The sequence below is a fragment of the Hansschlegelia sp. KR7-227 genome (assembly GCF_049446035.1).
Lineage (GTDB): Bacteria > Pseudomonadota > Alphaproteobacteria > Rhizobiales > Methylopilaceae > Methylopila.
Genome location: NZ_JBMSEA010000001.1, coordinates 3221673 through 3238873, shown reverse-complemented (window position 1 = coordinate 3238873; position 17201 = coordinate 3221673). Strand labels below are relative to the sequence as shown.

Below are 17201 nucleotides of genomic sequence, written 5' to 3'. Positions count from 1 at the left end.
GCCGAGGTTGCATCCTCTCTCCGCAACGCCAACGCGTCGGAGGAGTCGACGATGCCCGCAGTGACGAAGCCCGCCCATCAGAAGGGCGACTTCCTGGTCGATTACGAATCCAAGCTGTTCGAAGACGTCAAAGCCGAGCCCGGGGAAAAGGCGCTCGTCACCTTCCACACGGTGGCGTTCGAGGGTTCGATCGGCTTCGTCAACCTGCTCCAGGCGACCCGCCTCAAGCGCAAAGGCTTCGAAACCTCGATCCTGCTCTATGGCCCCGGCGTCACGCTCGGCGTCCAGCGCGGCTTCCCGAAGCTCGGCGACGAGGCGTTTCCGGGCCACCTCAACTTCAACAACCAGATCACGAAGTTTCTGGAGGAGGGCGGCAAGGTCTACGCCTGCCGCTTCGCGCTTCAGGCGCTCTACGGCCATGGCGAGCCGTCTCTGATTCCGGGCATCACGCCGATCAGCCCGCTCGACGTGCTCGACCTCATTCTGCTCCACCGCAAGGACGGAGCCTTCATCCTCGACACCTGGACGCTTTAACGCCGCTCGCGATCCCGGATCGCCGGTCGCCGGCGATCCGGGATGATGCGTTCCTGCAGGGAGGCCGTCATGGCCGAAAAGCGCATCGTCAAGGCCGCCGCGGTCCAGATCGCGCCTGATCTCGAAGACGGGTTGGGCACGCTCACGCGCGTGCTGAACGCGCTCGACGACGCCGCGGGCAAGGGGGCCGATCTCGTCGTCTTCCCCGAGACCTTCCTGCCCTGGTACCCCTATTTCTCCTTCGTGCGCCCGCCCGTCGCGATCGGCGCGGAGCACCTGCGCCTGTACGAGCACGCGGTGGTCGTGCCGGGGCCAGTGACGGAGGCCGTGTCCGCCGCCGCGCGCAGGCACGGGATCGTCGTCGTGCTCGGCGTCAACGAGCGCGACCACGGCTCGCTCTACAACGCGCAGCTGATCTTCGACGCCGACGGGACGCTCAAGCTCAAGCGCCGCAAGATCACGCCGACCTATCACGAGCGGATGATCTGGGGGCAGGGCGACGGGTCCGGCCTCAAGGTCGTCGACACCCGGGTCGGCCGCGTCGGCGCGCTCGCCTGCTGGGAGCACTACAACCCGCTCGCCCGCTACGCCCTGATGGCGCAGCACGAGGAGATCCACGCGGCCCAGTTCCCGGGCTCGATGGTCGGGCCGATCTTCGCCGACCAGATGGAGGTGACGATCCGCCACCACGCGCTGGAGAGCGGCTGCTTCGTGGTCAACGCCACCGGCTGGCTCACCGACGCGCAGCGCGAGACGATCCAGCCCGACGAGAAGCTCCGCAAGGCGCTGACCGGCGGCTGCATGACCGCGATCGTCTCGCCGGAAGGCGCCCATCTCGTCCCGCCGCTGACGTCCGGCGAGGGGATTCTCATCGCTGATCTCGACATGGCGCTCTGCCTCAAGCGCAAGCGGATGATGGATTCGGTCGGCCACTACGCCCGGCCCGAACTCCTGAGCGTCGTCCTCGACGATCGCCCGCACGCCCCCGTCCGTTCGCCGTTCGCCGAAATCCCCGACCTCGGGAGAGACCCCGATGAAACCGATGCTCAAAGCCCCGACGTCGATCGCGACGGAGGAGCTGATCAACGCGTTGCAGTCCTCCGGAGTGCGGCTGGTCGACCCTAGGGCCGGAGCCGACAGCCGCCGCGGCGGCGCCGGACCTTCCGACCACAAGGCGATCACCATCGACGGCATGACCGTGATGGCGCCGGTGCACACCGCGCCGGCCTTCGAGAGCCCATATCTCGTCGAGAAGCCCGACGCCTTCGGCCGCTCGCGGCTGACGCGCGACGGCAAGCTCGTCGCCGACGTCTCGTTTCCGCTGCGCCCGAAATTCTACGATCTGACGACGGCGGAAGGCGTGCCCTACAGCCACATCGCGACGCTTCACGGCCGCGACGTGTTGGCGACGACGGTGCTTCAGACGTGCATCCGCTACCAGAGCCGCGCCAAGACCTGCCAGTTCTGCGCGATCGGCCAGTCGCTCGCGGCCGGCCGCACGGTGGCGCACAAGACGCCGGCGCAGCTCGCCGAGGTGGCGGAGGCCGCCGTCCGGCTCGACGGCGTGCGCCACATGGTGATGACGACCGGCACGCCGAAAGGCGCGGACCGCGGCGCCGCAGTGCTCGCCGAAAGCGCGGCCGGCGTGAAGGCGCGCGTCGTCCTCCCGATCCAGGTCCAGTGCGAGCCGCCGGACGACGACGCCTGGTTCGCCCGGATGCGGGACGCCGGTGCGGACGCGCTCGGCATGCATCTCGAGGCCGTCACCGAAGACGTCCGGCGGAGGATCATGCCGGGCAAGGCCCAGGTCTCGGTCGCGCGCTACTTCGAGGCCTTCGCCGCAGCCGTGCCCGTGTTCGGGCGCGGCCAGGTCTCGACCTACATCCTCGCCGGCCTCGGCGACGCGCCCGAGGACATCCTGTCGGTCTGCGAGCGGCTGACGGCGATCGGCGTCTACCCCTTCGTGGTGCCGTTCACCCCGATCTCCGGCACGCCGCTCGAAAGCCATCCGACGCCGTCCGCGGAGTTCATGAACGGGCTTCTGAAGCCGCTCGCCGGCATGCTCGCCGCGAATGGGCTGAGGTCTGCCGACGTCAAGGCGGGCTGCGCCAAATGCGGCGCCTGCTCCGCGCTCGCGACCTACGAGCGGAGCGGAGCGAGATGATCCTCGAGCCGTTCGCCCCCTTCGTGTCGAGCGAGTTCCGCGTGAAATACGCGACGGAGCCTTGGGAGCTTCGCGGCGCCGCCGCGCTGCGCCGCGCCGTGTTCTGCGAGGAGCAGAAGATCTTCGAAGGCTCCGACCGCGACGCAATCGACGCGCTCGCGACGCCGATCGTGGCGCTGTCCTCCTATGTCGTGGCGGCCGACGCGGTCGTCGGGACGGTGCGCATCCACGAGGAGGAGCCCGGCGTCTGGTGGGGCTCGCGGCTCGCGGTCGCGCCCGCCTATCGCCGGGTCGGAGCGCTCGGCCAGGCGCTGATCCGGCTCGCGGTGTCGTCCGCGCACGGGCGCGGCGCGACCCGCTTCCTCGCTTATGTCCAGCCGCAGAACGGACTGCTGTTCCAGCGCCTGCATTGGCGCGTGATCGACGAGACCGCGCTCCACGGCCGGCCGCACCTTAGAATGGAGGCCGACCTCGCTTATTACCCGCCCTTCCTGACGCCGGAGGCCGGCTTCGCCGCCTATCCCCGGAAGGCCGCGTGATGCTGGGAACCGCGGCCCTCGAAGCGATCGCCGGCGCGATCCGCGACGGATCGGGGCTGAAGGCCAAGGCCGACATCGGCCGCGCCGCCGCGCGCCTCGGCCTGTCCGCCGCAGACGCCGTGCCGGCCGGCGACGACTGCGCGGCGATCCCGACCGACGACGGCTGGCTGCTGCTCGCGATCGAAGGCTTCATGAACGGCTTCGTCGCCGGCGATCCCTGGTTCGCCGGCTGGTGCGGGGTGATGGTCAACGTCTCCGACGTCGCCGCCATGGGCGGGCGGCCGATCGCCGTGGTCGACGCCGTGTGGGCGGAGGACGAAGACCGCGCCTCGCCGGTGCTCGCCGGGTTGCGCGAGGCCGCCGATCGCTACGGCGTCCCTGTGGTGGGCGGCCACACCAATCTCGCCTGCGACCGCGGCCAGCTCTCAGTCGCGATCCTCGGCCGCGCGCGGCGTCTGCTGACGAGCTTCGACGCCCGGCCGGGCGATCGGCTGATCGCCGCGATCGACCTGCGCGGCCGCTACCGCGAGCCGTTCTCCAACTGGGAGGCGGCGACCGACGCGCCGCCCGTACGGCTGCGCGCCGATCTCGAGCTGCTGCCGGAGATCGCGGAAGCCGGCCTCTCGCTCGCCGCCAAGGACATCAGCCAGGGCGGCCTCGTCGGCACCGCGGCGATGCTCGCGGAATGCTCCGGCGTCGCGATCGAGATCGACGTCGACGCGGTCCCGCGGCCGGACGGCGTCACGCTCGACCGTTGGCTGACGAGCTTTCCGAGCTACGGCTACCTGCTCGCCGTGACGCCCGAACACGTCGCCGCGGTGCATCAGCGCTTCGAGCGCCGCGGGATCGCCGCCGCCGATATCGGCGCGATCTCGCAGGGGTCGCGGGTCACGATCCGTCGGGGCGCAGCCTCCCAGACCGTTTGGGATTTCGCCGACCGACCGCTCATCGGCTTCGCGCCGCAGCGGGCGCCGGCATGACGCGCGCGAGCGTGAGGGGCCGCCCATGATGACCGGGCCTCTGCGGATCGCGCTCTTCACGCATTCCGTGAATCCGCGCGGCGGCGTGTCCCATGCGCTGTCGCTGGCCGAAGCGCTGGACGAGCTCGGCCACGAGGCGATCGTCCATGCGCCGGATGCCGACGCCCGCGGATTCTACCGTCCCGCGCGCTGCGGCACGGTGGCGGTGCCGGCGACCCGGATCGCGGACGGCGACACCACGGCTCTGGTGGAGGCCCGCATCGCCGATTACGTGCGCTGGCTTCAGCGCGCCGAGTCGCGCCGCTTCGACGTGTTCCACGCGCAGGACGGCATCTCCGGCAACGCGCTCGCGGACCTGAAGCAAGCCGGCCGCATCGCGCGCTTCGCGCGCACCGTCCATCATGTCGACGACTTCGCCGACCGCAGGCTGGAGGAGCTGCAGCACCGCGCGATCGCGACGGCCGACGCCCATTTCACCGTCAGCCGTCTCTGGCGCGACGACCTGCGGCTGCGCGTCGGCGTCGAGGCGACGGTGGTCGGCAACGGAGTCGACCTCGCCCGCTTCAGGCCTGAGCCCGACGGGCGCGAAGGTCAACTCAAGCTCAGGCTCGGTCTCGGAAGCGGCCCGGTGGTGCTCGCGGTGGGCGGCGTCGAGGACCGCAAGAACACGCTGCGCCTGCTGGCCGCCTTCCTGCAGATCCGCCTGTTCCGGCCGGAGGTGCAGCTGGTGATCGTCGGCGGCGCGTCGCTGCTGGACCACGGCGCCTATCAGGCGCGCTTCGCTCAGGCGCTCGCGGAGGCCCGCCTGCCCTCCGGCGCGGTGGTGCTGGCCGGGTCGCTGCCCGACGCAGACATGCCGGCGCTCTACCGGATCGCCTCCCTGCTCGCCTTTCCCTCGCTCACCGAAGGGTTCGGGCTCGTGACGCTGGAGGCGCTGGCGAGCGGCTTGCCGGCGCTCGTCTCCCGCATCCCGCCCTTCACCGAATATCTCGGCGCCGACGAGGTCGTCTGGTGCGACCCGCGCTCGGAAGGCTCGATCGCCAACGCCCTGATGGCCGCGCTGTCGGAGCCCCTCAGCGCCAAGCTCGCGCGCGGCGGTCCGGCGGTCGCCGCGCGCCACGGCTGGCGGCGCGTCGCGGAAGCCCACCTCGCCGTCTATCGCCGCCTCGCGGAGCCCGCTTATGCCTGAGATGCGTTTCCTGATCCGCTGGCCCGACGGGGCGCCCGAGAGCTGCTACTCGCCCTCCCTCGTCGTGAGGGACCACATGGCGCCCGGCGAGAGCTATCCGCTCGACGATTTTCTCGCGCGCGCCCGCACGGCGCTGACCATCGCGAGCGCCCGCGTCGAGGCGAAATACGGCCGCCCCTGCGGACTCGCGCTCGGCCAGCTCGCCCGCATCGAGGCGAAGGCCGCGAGCTTCGCGGACGCTCCCGATCCGCGCGTCGCCATCGACGCCTTTGAAGACTGACCGGAGGACATGCGCGCCATGACCGATGCGACCGCCGAAGCTCCGCTCCCGCATTATCCCGTCGTCGTGGTCGGCGGCGGGCAGGCGGGCCTCTCGACCAGCTATTGGCTGAAGCAGCGCGGGATCGCGCATGTGGTGTTCGAGGCGCGCGCCGCCTGCCACGTCTGGAGCAGCCAGCGCTGGGACAGCTTCTCTCTCGTGACCCCGAACTGGCAGTGCCAGCTGCCGGGCCACCCTTACGGAGGCGACGATCCCGACGGCTTCATGCGCCGCAACGAGATCATCGCCTACGTCAACGCCTTCGCCGCCAAGGTGAAACCGCCGATCCGGGAGGGCGTGTCGGTCACCCGCGTGACGCGGCGGCCCCAGGACGGCTTTGAGGTGACGACGACCTCCGGCTCCTGCACCGCGGACGAGATCGTCGTCGCCTCCGGCGGTTACAACGAACCCATCGTGCCGCGCTTCGCGGAGAAGCTGCCGCCCGAAATCCTCCAGCTCGGCGCCGCAGACTACCGCAATCCGGACGCGCTGCCGGAGGGGCCCGTGCTGGTGGTCGGCTCTGGCCAGTCCGGCGCGCAGATCGCCGAAGACCTGCACCTCGCCGGTCGCAAGGTGCATCTCGCGGTCGGCCACGCGCCGCGCTGCGCCCGCTTCTACCGGGGCCGCGACGTCGTCGCCTGGCTCGCCGACATGGGCTACTACGAAATGACGGTGAACGAGCATCCCCTGCGCGAGGGGGTGCGCGACAACACCAACCATTACGTCACCGGGCGCGACGGCGGCCGCGACATCGATCTCCGGCGCTTCGCCAAGGAGGGCATGGAGCTCTACGGCGCGCTCGAAGGCTTCGAGGCCGGCGCGCTCCGCTTCCGCGGCGACCTCGCAGCCAGCCTCGACTCCGCCGACAAGACCTACAACGGCATCAACGCGGCGATCGACAAGCACATCGCGGAGAACGGGATCGAAGCGCCGCCGGCTTCCGTGTACGAGCCGGTGTGGCGGCCCGCGGAGGAACGTCTGACCCTCGACATCGCAGCCGCCGGCATCCGCGCCGTGCTGTGGTGCATCGGTTTCAGGCCGAACTTCCGTTGGCTCGACGCGCCCGTGTTCAACGGCGCCGGAGCCCCGATCCACGAGCGCGGCGTGACCGGCGAGCCGGGCGTGTCCTTCATCGGCCTACCCTGGCTCAACACCTGGGGATCCGGCCGCTTCGGCGCGGTTGGGCGCGACGCCGAATATGTCGTCGACCGGATCGCGGAACGGCTGCGCAGGACCCGGCCGGCGCTCGCCGCCATCTGAGCGACGGAAGGCCGGAGCTCGCCCCGCGGCCGGCCGACGCCGCAAAGCCGCTTGCGCCGTTCCTGTTTCGTGCCATAATCGAACGTATGGAGAACATCACCCAGTCCCCAGCGCTGGACGAAGAGGTGCGGCGCGAAGCGCGCGGGCCGTCGCTCGTCGGCGTGGCGGCCGATCTGGCGCGCGGCGTTTGCCGCCATCTCGTCGCGGCCGGCTATGGCTGCCTGCTGGAGGTTCCGCTGCGGTCCGGCCGTCGCGCCGACGTGATGGCGCTCGGCGCGAAGGGCGAGATTCTGATCGTCGAGATCAAATCCGGCCGACAGGACTTCCGCACCGACCGCAAATGGCCGGACTATCGGGATTTCTGCGATCGATTGAGTTTCGCCGTCGGCGCCGACTTCCCGCAGGAACTCATTCCCGGCGATGTCGGGCTGATGCTCGCGGACCGTTACGGCGCGGCCGCCATCCGCGACGGACCGCGTCATCCGCTGGCGCCGGCCCGGCGCAAGGCCGTCTGTCTGCGGTTCGCCCAGATCGCTGCGGTTCGTCTGCAAGCGAAGCTTGATCCAGCGACCTTCGTCGCGCCCTAACGCAAGCTGTGAGCGCAACCACAATCCGCCATGTTCCCGTCTCAATTCGGCACATTCTGCCGCGAGACTTCGATGCGTCGGGTGATTCGACGACTAACCGAGCGCCCGGCAGTTCCGGCGTCTCCGTCGAGCTTCATCGATGCTTGGCGCCGCTTAAGACGGCGCATCTGGAGACGAGTGATGTCCAATGATGACGTGAACGCGGTGATCCTGCGCCTGGCGCGGACGCTGCAGCGCTGCGGGGAGGATCCGCGCGTCGTGTTTTCCGCTCTGATCGGCGCGGCGGCCACCGTCGCCGCCGACCTCGGCCACGAGGTCGACACCCCGGAGGACCTGCGGCGCGCGATCGACTCCGTCGTCACCTTCGGCGATCTCAGGGGGTTGCGAAGCGGATCGGACGTGACGTCGGCCGCGAATGTCGTGCCGTTCCGTCCCGCCGCGCGCGTCGCCTGACGGCGGGGTCCGGAGCTTGGACGACGGGCGGTCGAGCCCCCGCAGAACGCATTTGATCGGTCGAGCAGGGCGACTGCGGCCGCCCGGATCGTGAGCGGCCCGCTTTGAAGCGCGACATTCTCGACTGTCCTCCCGGGCTTGGTCCCGGGATCCATTCCCGCCGCGGGCGGCATATCCCTGAAGACCCAGCACACATGGGTTCCGGGAACAAGCCCGGAACGACGTCTGCGGTGGGAGAAACCGAACGAGTGCGGGCGGGCGTGATCCCGCTCCAAGATGCGGCGGGGCGCAGCGTGGCGCCGGCAGGTCAAGGCCTGCCAGTCTGGCCGACCGCCTAGGCTGACGTTTCTACGAACCCGCGTAGCCAGCGCCGCTCAGCGCGGCGCGCGTTTGGCCAGGATGCGCTGCAGCGTGCGTCGGTGCATGCTGAGACGACGCGCCGTTTCCGACACGTTTCGCCCGCAGAGCTCATAAACCCGTTGGATATGCTCCCAACGGACACGATCCGCCGACATCGGATTCTCGGGCGGCTCCGGCTTATGGTCGCCGGCGGCGAGCGCGCTGTGGATCTCGTCGGCGTCCGCCGGCTTCGCGAGATAGTCGACCGCGCCGAGCTTCACTGCGGTGACCGCGGTCGCAATATTTCCATAGCCCGTCAGCACGATGCCCCGCGCATCCGGGCGCCGCGCCTTCAGCGCGGAGATCACGTCGAGGCCCGACCCGTCTCCAAGCCGCATGTCCACCACGGCGAAGGCGGGCGGCGCTTTCTCCACGGCCGCTAAGCCCTCGCGAATCGTCTCGGCGATCGTCACGGCATAGCCGCGGGCCTCCATCGCGCGCCCGAGGCGCTGCACGAAGGCTCGATCGTCGTCCACGATCAACAGCGTCATGTCGCCTGAGACCTCGGGGGTCTCGGCTGGCGCGCCCGTATCCGTCGTCACTTGCATGGCCACCCTCCCAGGCGCCTGAAACATGGTCCGCGGAGGCGCGCTCCCCGCGACCAATCGAAGCACTTATACCGTTCGCCGCAGCCGATCAACCGCGCCGGGAGAGACCCCGCACGCAGCCCCGATCCGCACATATCGCATGGCGAGGAAAATAGACGGCGTCCCGCCGCACGTCAGCGCGGCGCGAGAACCATCGTCATCTGGCGTCCTTCAAGGGACGGATCGCTCTCGACCTTGGCGAGAATCGACACCTCTTCGCGCACCTTGACGAGCAGCTTGAGCCCGAGATCTTGGTGCGCCATCTCTCGTCCGCGGAAACGCAGGGTCACCTTGACCTTGTCGCCTTCCTCGAAGAACCGTCGCATCGCCTTCATCTTCACGTCGTAGTCGTGATCATCGATGTTGGGACGCATCTTGATCTCTTTGACTTCGACGACCTTCTGATTTTTGCGAGCCTCAGCGGCCTTCTTCTGCGCCTGGTACTTGTACTTGCCGTAGTCGAGCAGCTTGCAGACCGGAGGCACCGAGTTCGGCGCGATTTCGACGAGGTCGAGGCCCGCGTCCTCCGCGGCCTGGAGCGCGTCGTTGATCTTGGTGGCGCCCAAGTTCCGCCCATCTGCGTCGATGAGCTGAACTTCCAGGACACGAATCTCCTTATTGACGCGCGGGCCATCTTTCTGCACCGGCGCGACGGGCCTCATGGGACGACGAATGGCGGCGATCTCCTCTTGACGACACAGGGGCGACGGCGGGCGAAAACACGAAAAACCCCGTGACGGCTCACGAGGCGTTCGGGCGTCCACGGCGCATCGCGCCCGCGTCTGCCGCCAAGATCGTGACAAAGGCGTTGGAAGTCAATGACGCGCGCGCCCGCAAAGCCATTGAGGCCGCAGCGCAACGCCAGACGATGGCGCCGCTCCGAACGGTCCGCCATGATAGCGCCGCCGCCAACCGCCGGGAGGCCGAGCCCTGAACGCCGCCAGCCGCGCCCTGCCCATTCTCTATCTCGACGCCGACGCCTGTCCGGTGAAGGATGAGGCTTACCGCGTCGCGGAGCGCCACGGCGTTGAGGTCGTCGTCGTGGCGAACCGCTTCATCAACACGCCGCGCGGAGGCGCCGTCCGACTGCAGGTGGTCGGCGAGGGTCCTGACGTCGCCGATGACTGGATCGCGGAGCATGTCGCGCCGGGCGACGTCGTCGTCACGGCCGACATCCCGCTCGCCGCGCGCGCGCTCGAGAAGGGCGCCGCCGCCATCGGCACGACGGGGCGGCCGTTCACGCAAAGCTCGATCGGCTCCGCGCTCGCGACGCGGGCTCTGATGAGCCACCTCCGTGAGGTCGGCGAGATCACAGGCGGCCCTCGCGCCTTCGCCCCGAAGGACCGCTCGCGCTTCCTTCAGGAGCTGGAGCACGCGCTGACGCGGGCCAAGCGCGCTTTGGCCGCGGCCGGGCCATGACGCGACGAAGGCTTCTCGCGCTGCTCGCCGCGCCGGGTCTGACCGCGGCCGCATGGTTCACGAACGCCCGGGCGCGCAACGCCTATTACGAAGGCCCCGTCACTGATCACTTCGACGGGCTGCGCTTCTTCAACCCCGATCTTCCCTGGACGAAGACGCCGTTCGAGGCGTTCCGGGCGCTCGCCCTCGCGGAGAAGGCCAAGTGGCCGGCCAAGTGGCCGAGCCCGTTTCGCGACCGCCCGCCGCGCCGGGTCGACGGAGCTGCGTTGCGCGTTGTGGCGGTCGGCCACGCCACGCATCTCATTCAGGCCGCCGGCCTCAACATCTTGACCGATCCCGTCTGGTCGGAACGCTGCTCGCCGGTCTCATTCACCGGGCCGAAGCGCGTCTGCCCTCCGGGGATCGCCTTCGACGACCTGCCCCCGATCGACGTCGTGCTGCTGTCGCACAATCACTACGACCACATGGACGTCGCGACCCTGTCCGCGCTCGCCGCGCGCGACCAGCCCCGCGTCATCGTCCCGCTTGGCAACGACGCGATCCTCAAGGCGCATGATCCGGCCATTCGCGCCGAGGCCTATGATTGGGGCGATCGCGTCCCGCTGTCGGCCGACGTCGCGACCACGCTGCGCCCCGCCTATCACTGGTCGGCCCGCGGCGTGGCGGACCGGCGCAAGGCGCTGTGGTGCGCCTTCGCGCTCGACGCCGGCGCCGCCGGCCGCGTCTACATAGCGGGCGACACCGGCTTCGGCCCGGCGGCCAACTTCCCGGCCGCGCGCGAGGCCCACGGCCCGTTCCGGCTCGCGATCCTGCCGATCGGCGCCTATGAGCCGCGCTGGTTCATGAAGGACCAGCACATGAATCCGGAGGACGCGGTCGAAGCCATGCAGCTGCTCGGCGCCGAGCAGGCGATCGGCTGCCACTGGGGCGTGTTCCAGCTCACGGCGGAGGCGATCGACGCGCCCGCCAAAGAGCTCGCGGCAGCGCTCAAGGCCAGGGGCATGTCGCCCGAGCGCTTTCGCGCGCTGCGCCCGGGCGAAGTGTGGGAGTCGTCCGCGCCCTGAGCGCGGAGCGGCTACAGGCCTTCGAACAGCGCCGTCGACAGATAGCGCTCGGCGAAGCTCGGGATGATGACGACGATCGTCTTGCCGGCGGCTTCCGGACGGGCCGCGACCTCGAGGGCTGCGGCGACGGCGGCGCCGGAGGAGATGCCGACGGGGATGCCCTCGAGCCGGGCGATCAGACGGGCCGTCTCGAATGAGGTCTGGTTGCCCACCGTCACCACCTCGTCGATGACCGCGCGGTCCAGCACCCCCGGCACGAAGCCCGCGCCGATGCCCTGGATCTTGTGCGGGCCCGGCTGGCCGCCGGACAGCACCGGCGAATCCTCGGGCTCGACCGCCACCACCTTGACCGCCGCCTTGCGCTGCTTGAGCACCTGGCCGACGCCGGTGATGGTGCCGCCCGTGCCCACGCCGGAGACGAAATAGTCGAGGGCGCCGCCGGTGTCGTTCCAGATCTCCTCGGCGGTGGTGCGGCGGTGGATTTCGGGATTGGCCGGGTTCTCGAACTGCTGCGGGATGACCGCGTTCGGAATCTCGCGCACCAGCTCCTGGGCGCGGGCCACGGCGCCCTTCATGCCCTTCGGCCCCTCGGTCAGCACGAGTTCGGCGCCCAGCAGCGCCAGCATCTTGCGACGCTCCATCGACATGGTCTCCGGCATCACCAGGATCAGCCGGTAGCCGCGGGCGGCGGCCACGAAGGCGAGCGCGATGCCGGTGTTTCCGGAGGTCGGCTCGACCAGCACGCTGTCGGGCTTTAGCACGCCGTCGCGCTCCAGCGCGTCGATCATGGCGACGCCGATGCGGTCCTTGACGCTGGAGATCGGGTTGAAGAACTCAAGCTTCGCGAGGATGTGGGCCTTGACGCCCTTGTGCGCGGCGAGGCGGTCAAGGCGAACGAGCGGCGTGTCGCCGATCGTGTCTGTGATCGAATCGTACACCCGGCCGCGGCCGGGGGCATGATGCGGATCGACGGGCTTGAGGGCCGGCTGGCTCATCGGACATCTCCTCGTCGCCGGCGTCCTGTCGTCCGCGCCGACGGTTGAATGGTTCCGCCGACGATATCGAAGTTACAGATCAATGTCGATGAACGTTGATAATTACACGCTCATATCGTGAAATCATAGGTCGGACGATTGTCGCCGAACACCGAGCGACGCTCAGCCTCCCGGCAGAGATCGTCGACGCTGATCTCACCCAACCGCTCGAGAAAGGCTTCCGACGCCGAGCGGATCATCGGGGTCACCACGTCGGAAACGAGGGGCGACACGTCGTCGGCGCGCGCCTCCCGCGCTGCCGGATCGGACGCGTCTTCGCCCTCTCCCAGGGCCGCGCGCACGATGTCGGCGATCGATATGCGGCGGCGTTCGCGCGCGAGCTCGTAGCCCCCGCGCGGTCCGCGCACGCCTTTCAGGATGCCGGCGCGCACGAGAACTTGAAGCAGGGTCTCGAGATGTCGCGGGGGCAGGCCATGACGGGCCGCGAGCATCTTCGCCGCGATCGGCGTGGGACGCGCGTGATAGGCGATGTCCACGACGGCGGCGACGGCCAGCAGGCTCCGGCGCGGCAGCAGGTTCATTCTGCGTCTCCTCCCGGACCTACCGTCCCGTGGAGCCGAAGCCGCCCGTCCCTCTCGCGCTGGGATCGAGCGCCGCCGTCTCGACGATCGTCGCACGCGCGACCGGCGCCATCACGAGCTGCGCGATCCGGGCCCCGCGCTCCACCGCGAAGGCCTGGTCTCCCAGATTGACGAGAAGGACTTTGACCTCGCCACGATAGTCCGCATCCACCGTTCCGGGCGTGTTCAGAACCGTGACCCCATGACGAAGCGCGAGCCCCGAACGCGGCCGGATCTGAGCCTCGAAGCCTTCGGGAAACTGGAGCGACACCCCCGTCGGGACAAGAGCGCGCGCGCCGGGGACGATAACGATCGGCGCGTCGGCCGGAACGGCCGCGACCAGATCGAGCCCGGCGGCCCCCGCCGACTCGTAACGCGGCGTCGGCAGCCCTTCGGTATGCGGCAGCCGCAGCAGGTTCAGCGTGACCTCGATCATCGGGCCGCCAGCGCCGCGGCGATGCGCTCGACCAGGGCGTCCGCGACGGCGGCTTTGGACATCGCCGGCCAGGACTCCACGCCGCCCGGTCCCACGAGATGGACCGTGTTGCGCTCCCCGCCCATCACGCCGCTCGCCGGCGAGACGTCGTTGGCGACGATCAGATCGCATCCCTTGCGGGCGAGTTTCGCCTTGGCGTGCTCGATCACGTTCTCGGTCTCCGCGGCGAAGCCGACGACCAGCGCCGGCCGCCGCTCGCCTTTCGACACCGTAGCGAGGATGTCGGGGTTTTCGACCAGCGCGAGCGACGGCGGCCCGCCTTCGCCCTTCTTGATCTTCTGCTCCGCGCCTTCCGCCACGCGCCAATCCGCGACGGCTGCGGCGAACACGCCGACATCGGCCGGCAGCGCGGCCTCGACCGCGGCCAGCATCTCCCGCGCCGACTCGACCTTGACGACCCGAACGCCGGCAGGGTCTGGGATGGCGACCGGGCCGGAGACCAGCGTGACGTCGGCGCCGGCCGCCGCGGCTGCGGCCGCGATGGCGTGCCCCTGGCGGCCCGAAGAGCGGTTCGCCAGAACTCTCACCGGATCGATCGGCTCGTGCGTAGGGCCGGAGGTGACCAACACCCTTCTTCCTGACAGGCTTTGCGGGGCGGCGGACTGCATCCGGGCGAACAGCGCTTCGACGGCCGCCGCGATGGCGAGCGGCTCGCTCATCCGCCCGAGCCCGCTTTCGCCGCGCTCGGCCATCAGGCCGGAGTCCGGCCCGACGAAGGCGACCCCGTCCGCCTTCAGCCGCTCGACGTTGCGGCGCGTGGCGGGGTGCGCCCACATGGTCGGGTTCATCGCCGGCGCGACGAGCACGGGCGCTGTGGTCGCGATCAGAGCCGTCGAGGCGAGGTCGTTGGCGAGGCCGTTCGCCAGCTTCGCCAGCAGATCGGCCGTCGCCGGCGCGATCAGCACGAGGTCGGCGTCGCGGGCGAGCCGGATGTGGCCGACGTCGTGCTCGTCGGTCAGGTCGAACAGGCTCTGGAAGCAGCGCTCGCCCGTCAAAGTCGCGACGGAGAGCGGCGTGACGAATTCGGCGCCGGCCGCGGTCAGGATCGCGCGCACGGAAAAGCCGCGCTCCTTTAGCCGCCGGATCAGGTCGAGCGACTTATACGCGGCGATGCCGCCGCCAATGATGAGCAGGATGCGGGAGGAGGTCACGGCGCGGGGCGGCCTCGGGTTGAGAACCTGTGGGTCACGTGGGTTCACCTGAACAGATAGACCAGCACGCCGAGCGCGATGGCGCCGAGCGCCAGGTTGCCCCAGATCGCGGCGCGCTGGACGCCGCTGACGATCGCCTGGATGCTGTCGTCGGAGTAGCTCAATCCGCCGCGCACGACCTCCTCGAGGTCGACGGTGATGCGCTCGACGCGCAACAGCAGGTCCGGCAGGGCGCCCACCCCCCGCAGGAGATGGCGCAGCTCCTCGGCGGCGTTCTCCGCGATCCCGATCGGTCCGAGATTGCGCTCGATCCACTCCCGCACGACGGGTTCGGCCGTCTTCCACATGTCGAGCCTCGGGTCGAGCGTGCGCGCGACGCCTTCGACGACGACCATGGTCTTCTGCAGCATCAGAAGCTCAGGCCGGGTCTGCATCTGGAACAGCTCGGTCACCTCGAACAGCAAGGTGAGCAGCTTCGCCATCGAGATCTGGTCGGCGGTGCGCGAATGGATCGGCTCGCCGATCGCGCGCAGCGCGCGGGCGAACTCGTCGACCGACTCGTCCTGAGGCACGTAGCCCGCTTCGAAATGGACCTCGGCGACGCGGCGATAGTCGCGCACGATGAAGCCGTGGAGGATCTCGGCGAGGAAGCGTCGTTCCTTCTTGCCGAGCCTGCCGGTGATGCCGAAATCGACCGCGATCAGGGTCCCGCCGGCGTCGACGAACAGGTTTCCCGGATGCATGTCGGCGTGGAAAAAGCCGTCGCGCATCGCGTGCCGCAGGAAGGTCTGCATGAGATGGCGGCCGAGCGCCGGCAGGTCGTGGCCGGACGCCTCCAGCGCCGCGCGGTCGGACAGTTTGACCGCGTCGATCCATTCCAGCGTCAGCACGCCGCGCGCCGTGCGCTCCCAATCGACGGCGGGAACGCGGAAACCGGGATCGGCGGCGGTGTTCTCGGCGATCTCCGACAGCGCCGCCGCCTCGAGCCGCAGATCCATTTCGATCGCGATCGACCGGGCGAGGGTCGCCACGACGGTCACGGGCTTCAGCCGGCGCGCCTTCGGGACGCGCCGCTCGATGAACCGCGCGATGGCGAAGAACGCCGCGAGATCGCGCTGGAAATGGCGTTCAACGCCCGGCCGCAGGACCTTGACCGCCGCCGCGTACTCGACGCCGTCCCTCCCCCGCACGATCGCGCGATGGACCTGCGCGATCGAGGCGGCGGCGACGGCCGGGCCCAGCGTCACGAAGCGCTGGCCGAGCGGCGCGCCGAGCGCCTCGGCGATGGCCGCCTCCGCGATCTTCTGGGGAAAGGGTTCGACCCGGTCCTGAAGGCGCTCCAGGTCGCGCGCCGCGCGGACGCCGACGACGTCCGGCCGGGTCGCCAGGAACTGGCCGAGCTTGACGTAGGAGGGTCCCAGGCGCTGCAGCGCACGCGCGAGCCCTTCGGCGCCGTCCTTCGCAGAGCGTTTCTCGAACAGCCGGCCGAAGCCGATCAGCGTGCGCGCCGAGGGCGGCAGGTCGATCGGATCGACGAGGCGGAGCGCGCCCTCGCGGCCCATGACGAAGCCGGCGCGGGCAAGACGCAGCAGGTTCGGCAGGACGGAGAGCGCCGGCATGAGCTCAGGCCCGCCCGCCGGCGGCGCGTGACGCGGGGCGAGTCGTCAAATCCGGAAGCCCATATGCAGCGCCGCCACTCCGCCGGTCATCGGCGTCGCGCTCACCTGATCGAAGCCGGCCTCGCGCATCATGTCGGCGAAGGTCGCGGCGTCGGGAAAGCGCCGGATCGACTCGACGAGGTAGCGATAGGGCTCGCCGTCCCCGGCGACCGCCTGCCCCAGCCGAGGAATGACGCGGAACGAGAAGGCGTCGTAGATGCGGTCGAGGCCCGGCACGTCGACCTTCGAAAACTCCAACACGAGCAGCCGCCCGCCCGGCTTCAGGACGCGTCGCATCTCCTTCAGCGCGACGGGAATCCGGGGCACGTTGCGGATGCCGAAGGCGATGGTGACGGCGTCGTAGGAGCGATCCGGAAAGGGCAGATCCTCGGCGTTCCCCTGTACGAAGCTCACGCGGTCGGAGAGCTTGCGCTTCGCCGCCCGGTCCGCGCCGACCTCGAGCATGGCGCCGTTGATGTCGAGCACTGTGACCGCGACGCCTGCCCCTCCCGACTTCAGCGCGCGGAAGGCGATGTCGCCGGTGCCGCCCGCGACGTCGAGCAGACGGAACGATCTGACGCCGCGCGGAAGGCCGATCTCCGTCGCCATGGCGGATTTCCATGCGCGGTGCAGGCCGCCCGACATGAGGTCGTTCATCAGATCGTAGCGCGCGGCGACCTTGTGAAAGACGTCGTCGACGCGGGCCTGCTTGTCGCCGAGCGGCACGCGCTCGAAGCCGAAATCGGTCTCGTCGGAGGCGGGGCGGTCCATCATGTCCTCGGGCGCG

Annotated in this window: 21 protein-coding genes; 13 read left to right on the top strand and 8 right to left on the bottom strand. The window is 69.9% G+C overall.

Annotated elements, in window-relative coordinates; translation table 11 throughout:
• Positions 1-51 precede the first annotated feature (51 nt).
• The 10 genes from ACO2RJ_RS15230 to ACO2RJ_RS15185 all read left to right on the top strand — a co-directional run bounded on the left by ACO2RJ_RS15230 (position 52) and on the right by ACO2RJ_RS15185 (position 8025).
• Positions 52-534, top strand: a complete 483-nt coding sequence (locus ACO2RJ_RS15230) for an MSMEG_0572/Sll0783 family nitrogen starvation response protein (RefSeq protein WP_423268839.1) — start codon at positions 52-54, stop codon at positions 532-534.
• A gap of 69 nt (positions 535-603) precedes the next feature.
• Complete coding sequence (locus ACO2RJ_RS15225; protein ID WP_423268838.1) at positions 604-1659, top strand: Nit6803 family nitrilase; 1056 nt, start codon at positions 604-606, stop codon at positions 1657-1659.
• A complete protein-coding gene (locus tag ACO2RJ_RS15220; protein ID WP_423269000.1) occupies positions 1577-2698 on the top strand; it encodes an MSMEG_0568 family radical SAM protein in 1122 nt (373 codons plus the stop codon). Before ACO2RJ_RS15225 ends, ACO2RJ_RS15220 begins: the two co-directional genes overlap by 83 nt.
• Complete coding sequence (locus tag ACO2RJ_RS15215; RefSeq protein WP_423268837.1) at positions 2695-3237, top strand: MSMEG_0567/Sll0786 family nitrogen starvation N-acetyltransferase; 543 nt, start codon at positions 2695-2697, stop codon at positions 3235-3237. Before ACO2RJ_RS15220 ends, ACO2RJ_RS15215 begins: the two co-directional genes overlap by 4 nt.
• Positions 3237-4217, top strand: coding sequence for a sll0787 family AIR synthase-like protein (locus tag ACO2RJ_RS15210; RefSeq protein ID WP_423268836.1), 981 nt, complete (start codon positions 3237-3239; stop codon positions 4215-4217). Before ACO2RJ_RS15215 ends, ACO2RJ_RS15210 begins: the two co-directional genes overlap by 1 nt.
• A 28-nt stretch (positions 4218-4245) precedes the next feature.
• Positions 4246-5406 (top strand): MSMEG_0565 family glycosyltransferase, encoded by a 1161-nt coding sequence (locus ACO2RJ_RS15205; protein ID WP_423268999.1) that lies wholly within the window; start codon positions 4246-4248, stop codon positions 5404-5406.
• Entirely contained in the window at positions 5399-5686 is a 288-nt protein-coding gene (locus ACO2RJ_RS15200) for an MSMEG_0570 family nitrogen starvation response protein (protein ID WP_423268835.1), read from the top strand. Before ACO2RJ_RS15205 ends, ACO2RJ_RS15200 begins: the two co-directional genes overlap by 8 nt.
• A gap of 18 nt (positions 5687-5704) precedes the next feature.
• Complete coding sequence (locus ACO2RJ_RS15195; RefSeq protein WP_423268834.1) at positions 5705-6985, top strand: MSMEG_0569 family flavin-dependent oxidoreductase; 1281 nt, start codon at positions 5705-5707, stop codon at positions 6983-6985.
• Between the two features lie 86 nt (positions 6986-7071).
• Positions 7072-7572, top strand: a complete 501-nt coding sequence (locus tag ACO2RJ_RS15190) for an MmcB family DNA repair protein (RefSeq protein ID WP_423268833.1) — start codon at positions 7072-7074, stop codon at positions 7570-7572.
• 180 nt (positions 7573-7752) lie between these two features.
• Complete coding sequence (locus tag ACO2RJ_RS15185; RefSeq protein ID WP_423268832.1) at positions 7753-8025, top strand: hypothetical protein; 273 nt, start codon at positions 7753-7755, stop codon at positions 8023-8025.
• 374 nt (positions 8026-8399) lie between these two features.
• On the opposite strand, the gene ACO2RJ_RS15180 is transcribed toward ACO2RJ_RS15185, so the two are convergent.
• The gene (locus tag ACO2RJ_RS15180) at positions 8400-8972 is read right to left on the bottom strand and encodes an ActR/PrrA/RegA family redox response regulator transcription factor (RefSeq protein ID WP_423268831.1); all 573 of its coding nucleotides are present in this window, start codon (positions 8970-8972) and stop codon (positions 8400-8402) included.
• 173 nt (positions 8973-9145) lie between these two features.
• Complete coding sequence (gene infC / locus ACO2RJ_RS15175; protein ID WP_423268998.1) at positions 9146-9685, bottom strand: translation initiation factor IF-3; 540 nt, start codon at positions 9683-9685, stop codon at positions 9146-9148.
• Positions 9686-9744: 59 nt separating this feature from the next.
• Here infC and ACO2RJ_RS15170 point away from each other — a divergent pair, with 59 nt between their 5' ends.
• From ACO2RJ_RS15170 to ACO2RJ_RS15160, 3 genes are read left to right on the top strand one after another with little or no spacing between them, the layout of a single operon-like run.
• Complete coding sequence (locus ACO2RJ_RS15170) at positions 9745-9945, top strand: hypothetical protein (protein ID WP_423269002.1); 201 nt, start codon at positions 9745-9747, stop codon at positions 9943-9945.
• Positions 9942-10430: a YaiI/YqxD family protein gene (locus tag ACO2RJ_RS15165; protein WP_423268997.1), complete on the top strand. Its 489-nt coding sequence runs from the start codon at positions 9942-9944 to the stop codon at positions 10428-10430. Before ACO2RJ_RS15170 ends, ACO2RJ_RS15165 begins: the two co-directional genes overlap by 4 nt.
• Complete coding sequence (locus ACO2RJ_RS15160) at positions 10427-11494, top strand: MBL fold metallo-hydrolase (protein ID WP_423268830.1); 1068 nt, start codon at positions 10427-10429, stop codon at positions 11492-11494. The genes ACO2RJ_RS15165 and ACO2RJ_RS15160 overlap by 4 nt, the downstream gene beginning before the upstream one ends.
• 11 nt (positions 11495-11505) lie before the next feature.
• Here the strand turns inward: ACO2RJ_RS15160 and cysK are convergent, their stop codons facing one another.
• The 6 genes from cysK to ubiE all read right to left on the bottom strand — a co-directional run bounded on the left by cysK (position 11506) and on the right by ubiE (position 17185).
• Positions 11506-12489: a cysteine synthase A gene (cysK, locus tag ACO2RJ_RS15155; RefSeq protein ID WP_423268829.1), complete on the bottom strand. Its 984-nt coding sequence runs from the start codon at positions 12487-12489 to the stop codon at positions 11506-11508.
• Positions 12490-12599: 110 nt separating this feature from the next.
• The gene (locus ACO2RJ_RS15150) at positions 12600-13070 is read right to left on the bottom strand and encodes an RrF2 family transcriptional regulator (RefSeq protein WP_423268828.1); all 471 of its coding nucleotides are present in this window, start codon (positions 13068-13070) and stop codon (positions 12600-12602) included.
• A 19-nt stretch (positions 13071-13089) separates the two neighbouring features.
• Complete coding sequence (gene dut / locus ACO2RJ_RS15145) at positions 13090-13545, bottom strand: dUTP diphosphatase (RefSeq protein ID WP_423268827.1); 456 nt, start codon at positions 13543-13545, stop codon at positions 13090-13092.
• Entirely contained in the window at positions 13542-14804 is a 1263-nt protein-coding gene (gene coaBC, locus ACO2RJ_RS15140) for a bifunctional phosphopantothenoylcysteine decarboxylase/phosphopantothenate--cysteine ligase CoaBC (protein WP_423268826.1), read from the bottom strand. Before coaBC ends, dut begins: the two co-directional genes overlap by 4 nt.
• Positions 14801-16375, bottom strand: coding sequence for a 2-polyprenylphenol 6-hydroxylase (ubiB, locus tag ACO2RJ_RS15135; RefSeq protein WP_423268825.1), 1575 nt, complete (start codon positions 16373-16375; stop codon positions 14801-14803). The genes coaBC and ubiB overlap by 4 nt, the downstream gene beginning before the upstream one ends.
• A gap of 45 nt (positions 16376-16420) precedes the next feature.
• Complete coding sequence (gene ubiE / locus ACO2RJ_RS15130) at positions 16421-17185, bottom strand: bifunctional demethylmenaquinone methyltransferase/2-methoxy-6-polyprenyl-1,4-benzoquinol methylase UbiE (protein ID WP_423268996.1); 765 nt, start codon at positions 17183-17185, stop codon at positions 16421-16423.
• Positions 17186-17201 lie beyond the last annotated feature (16 nt).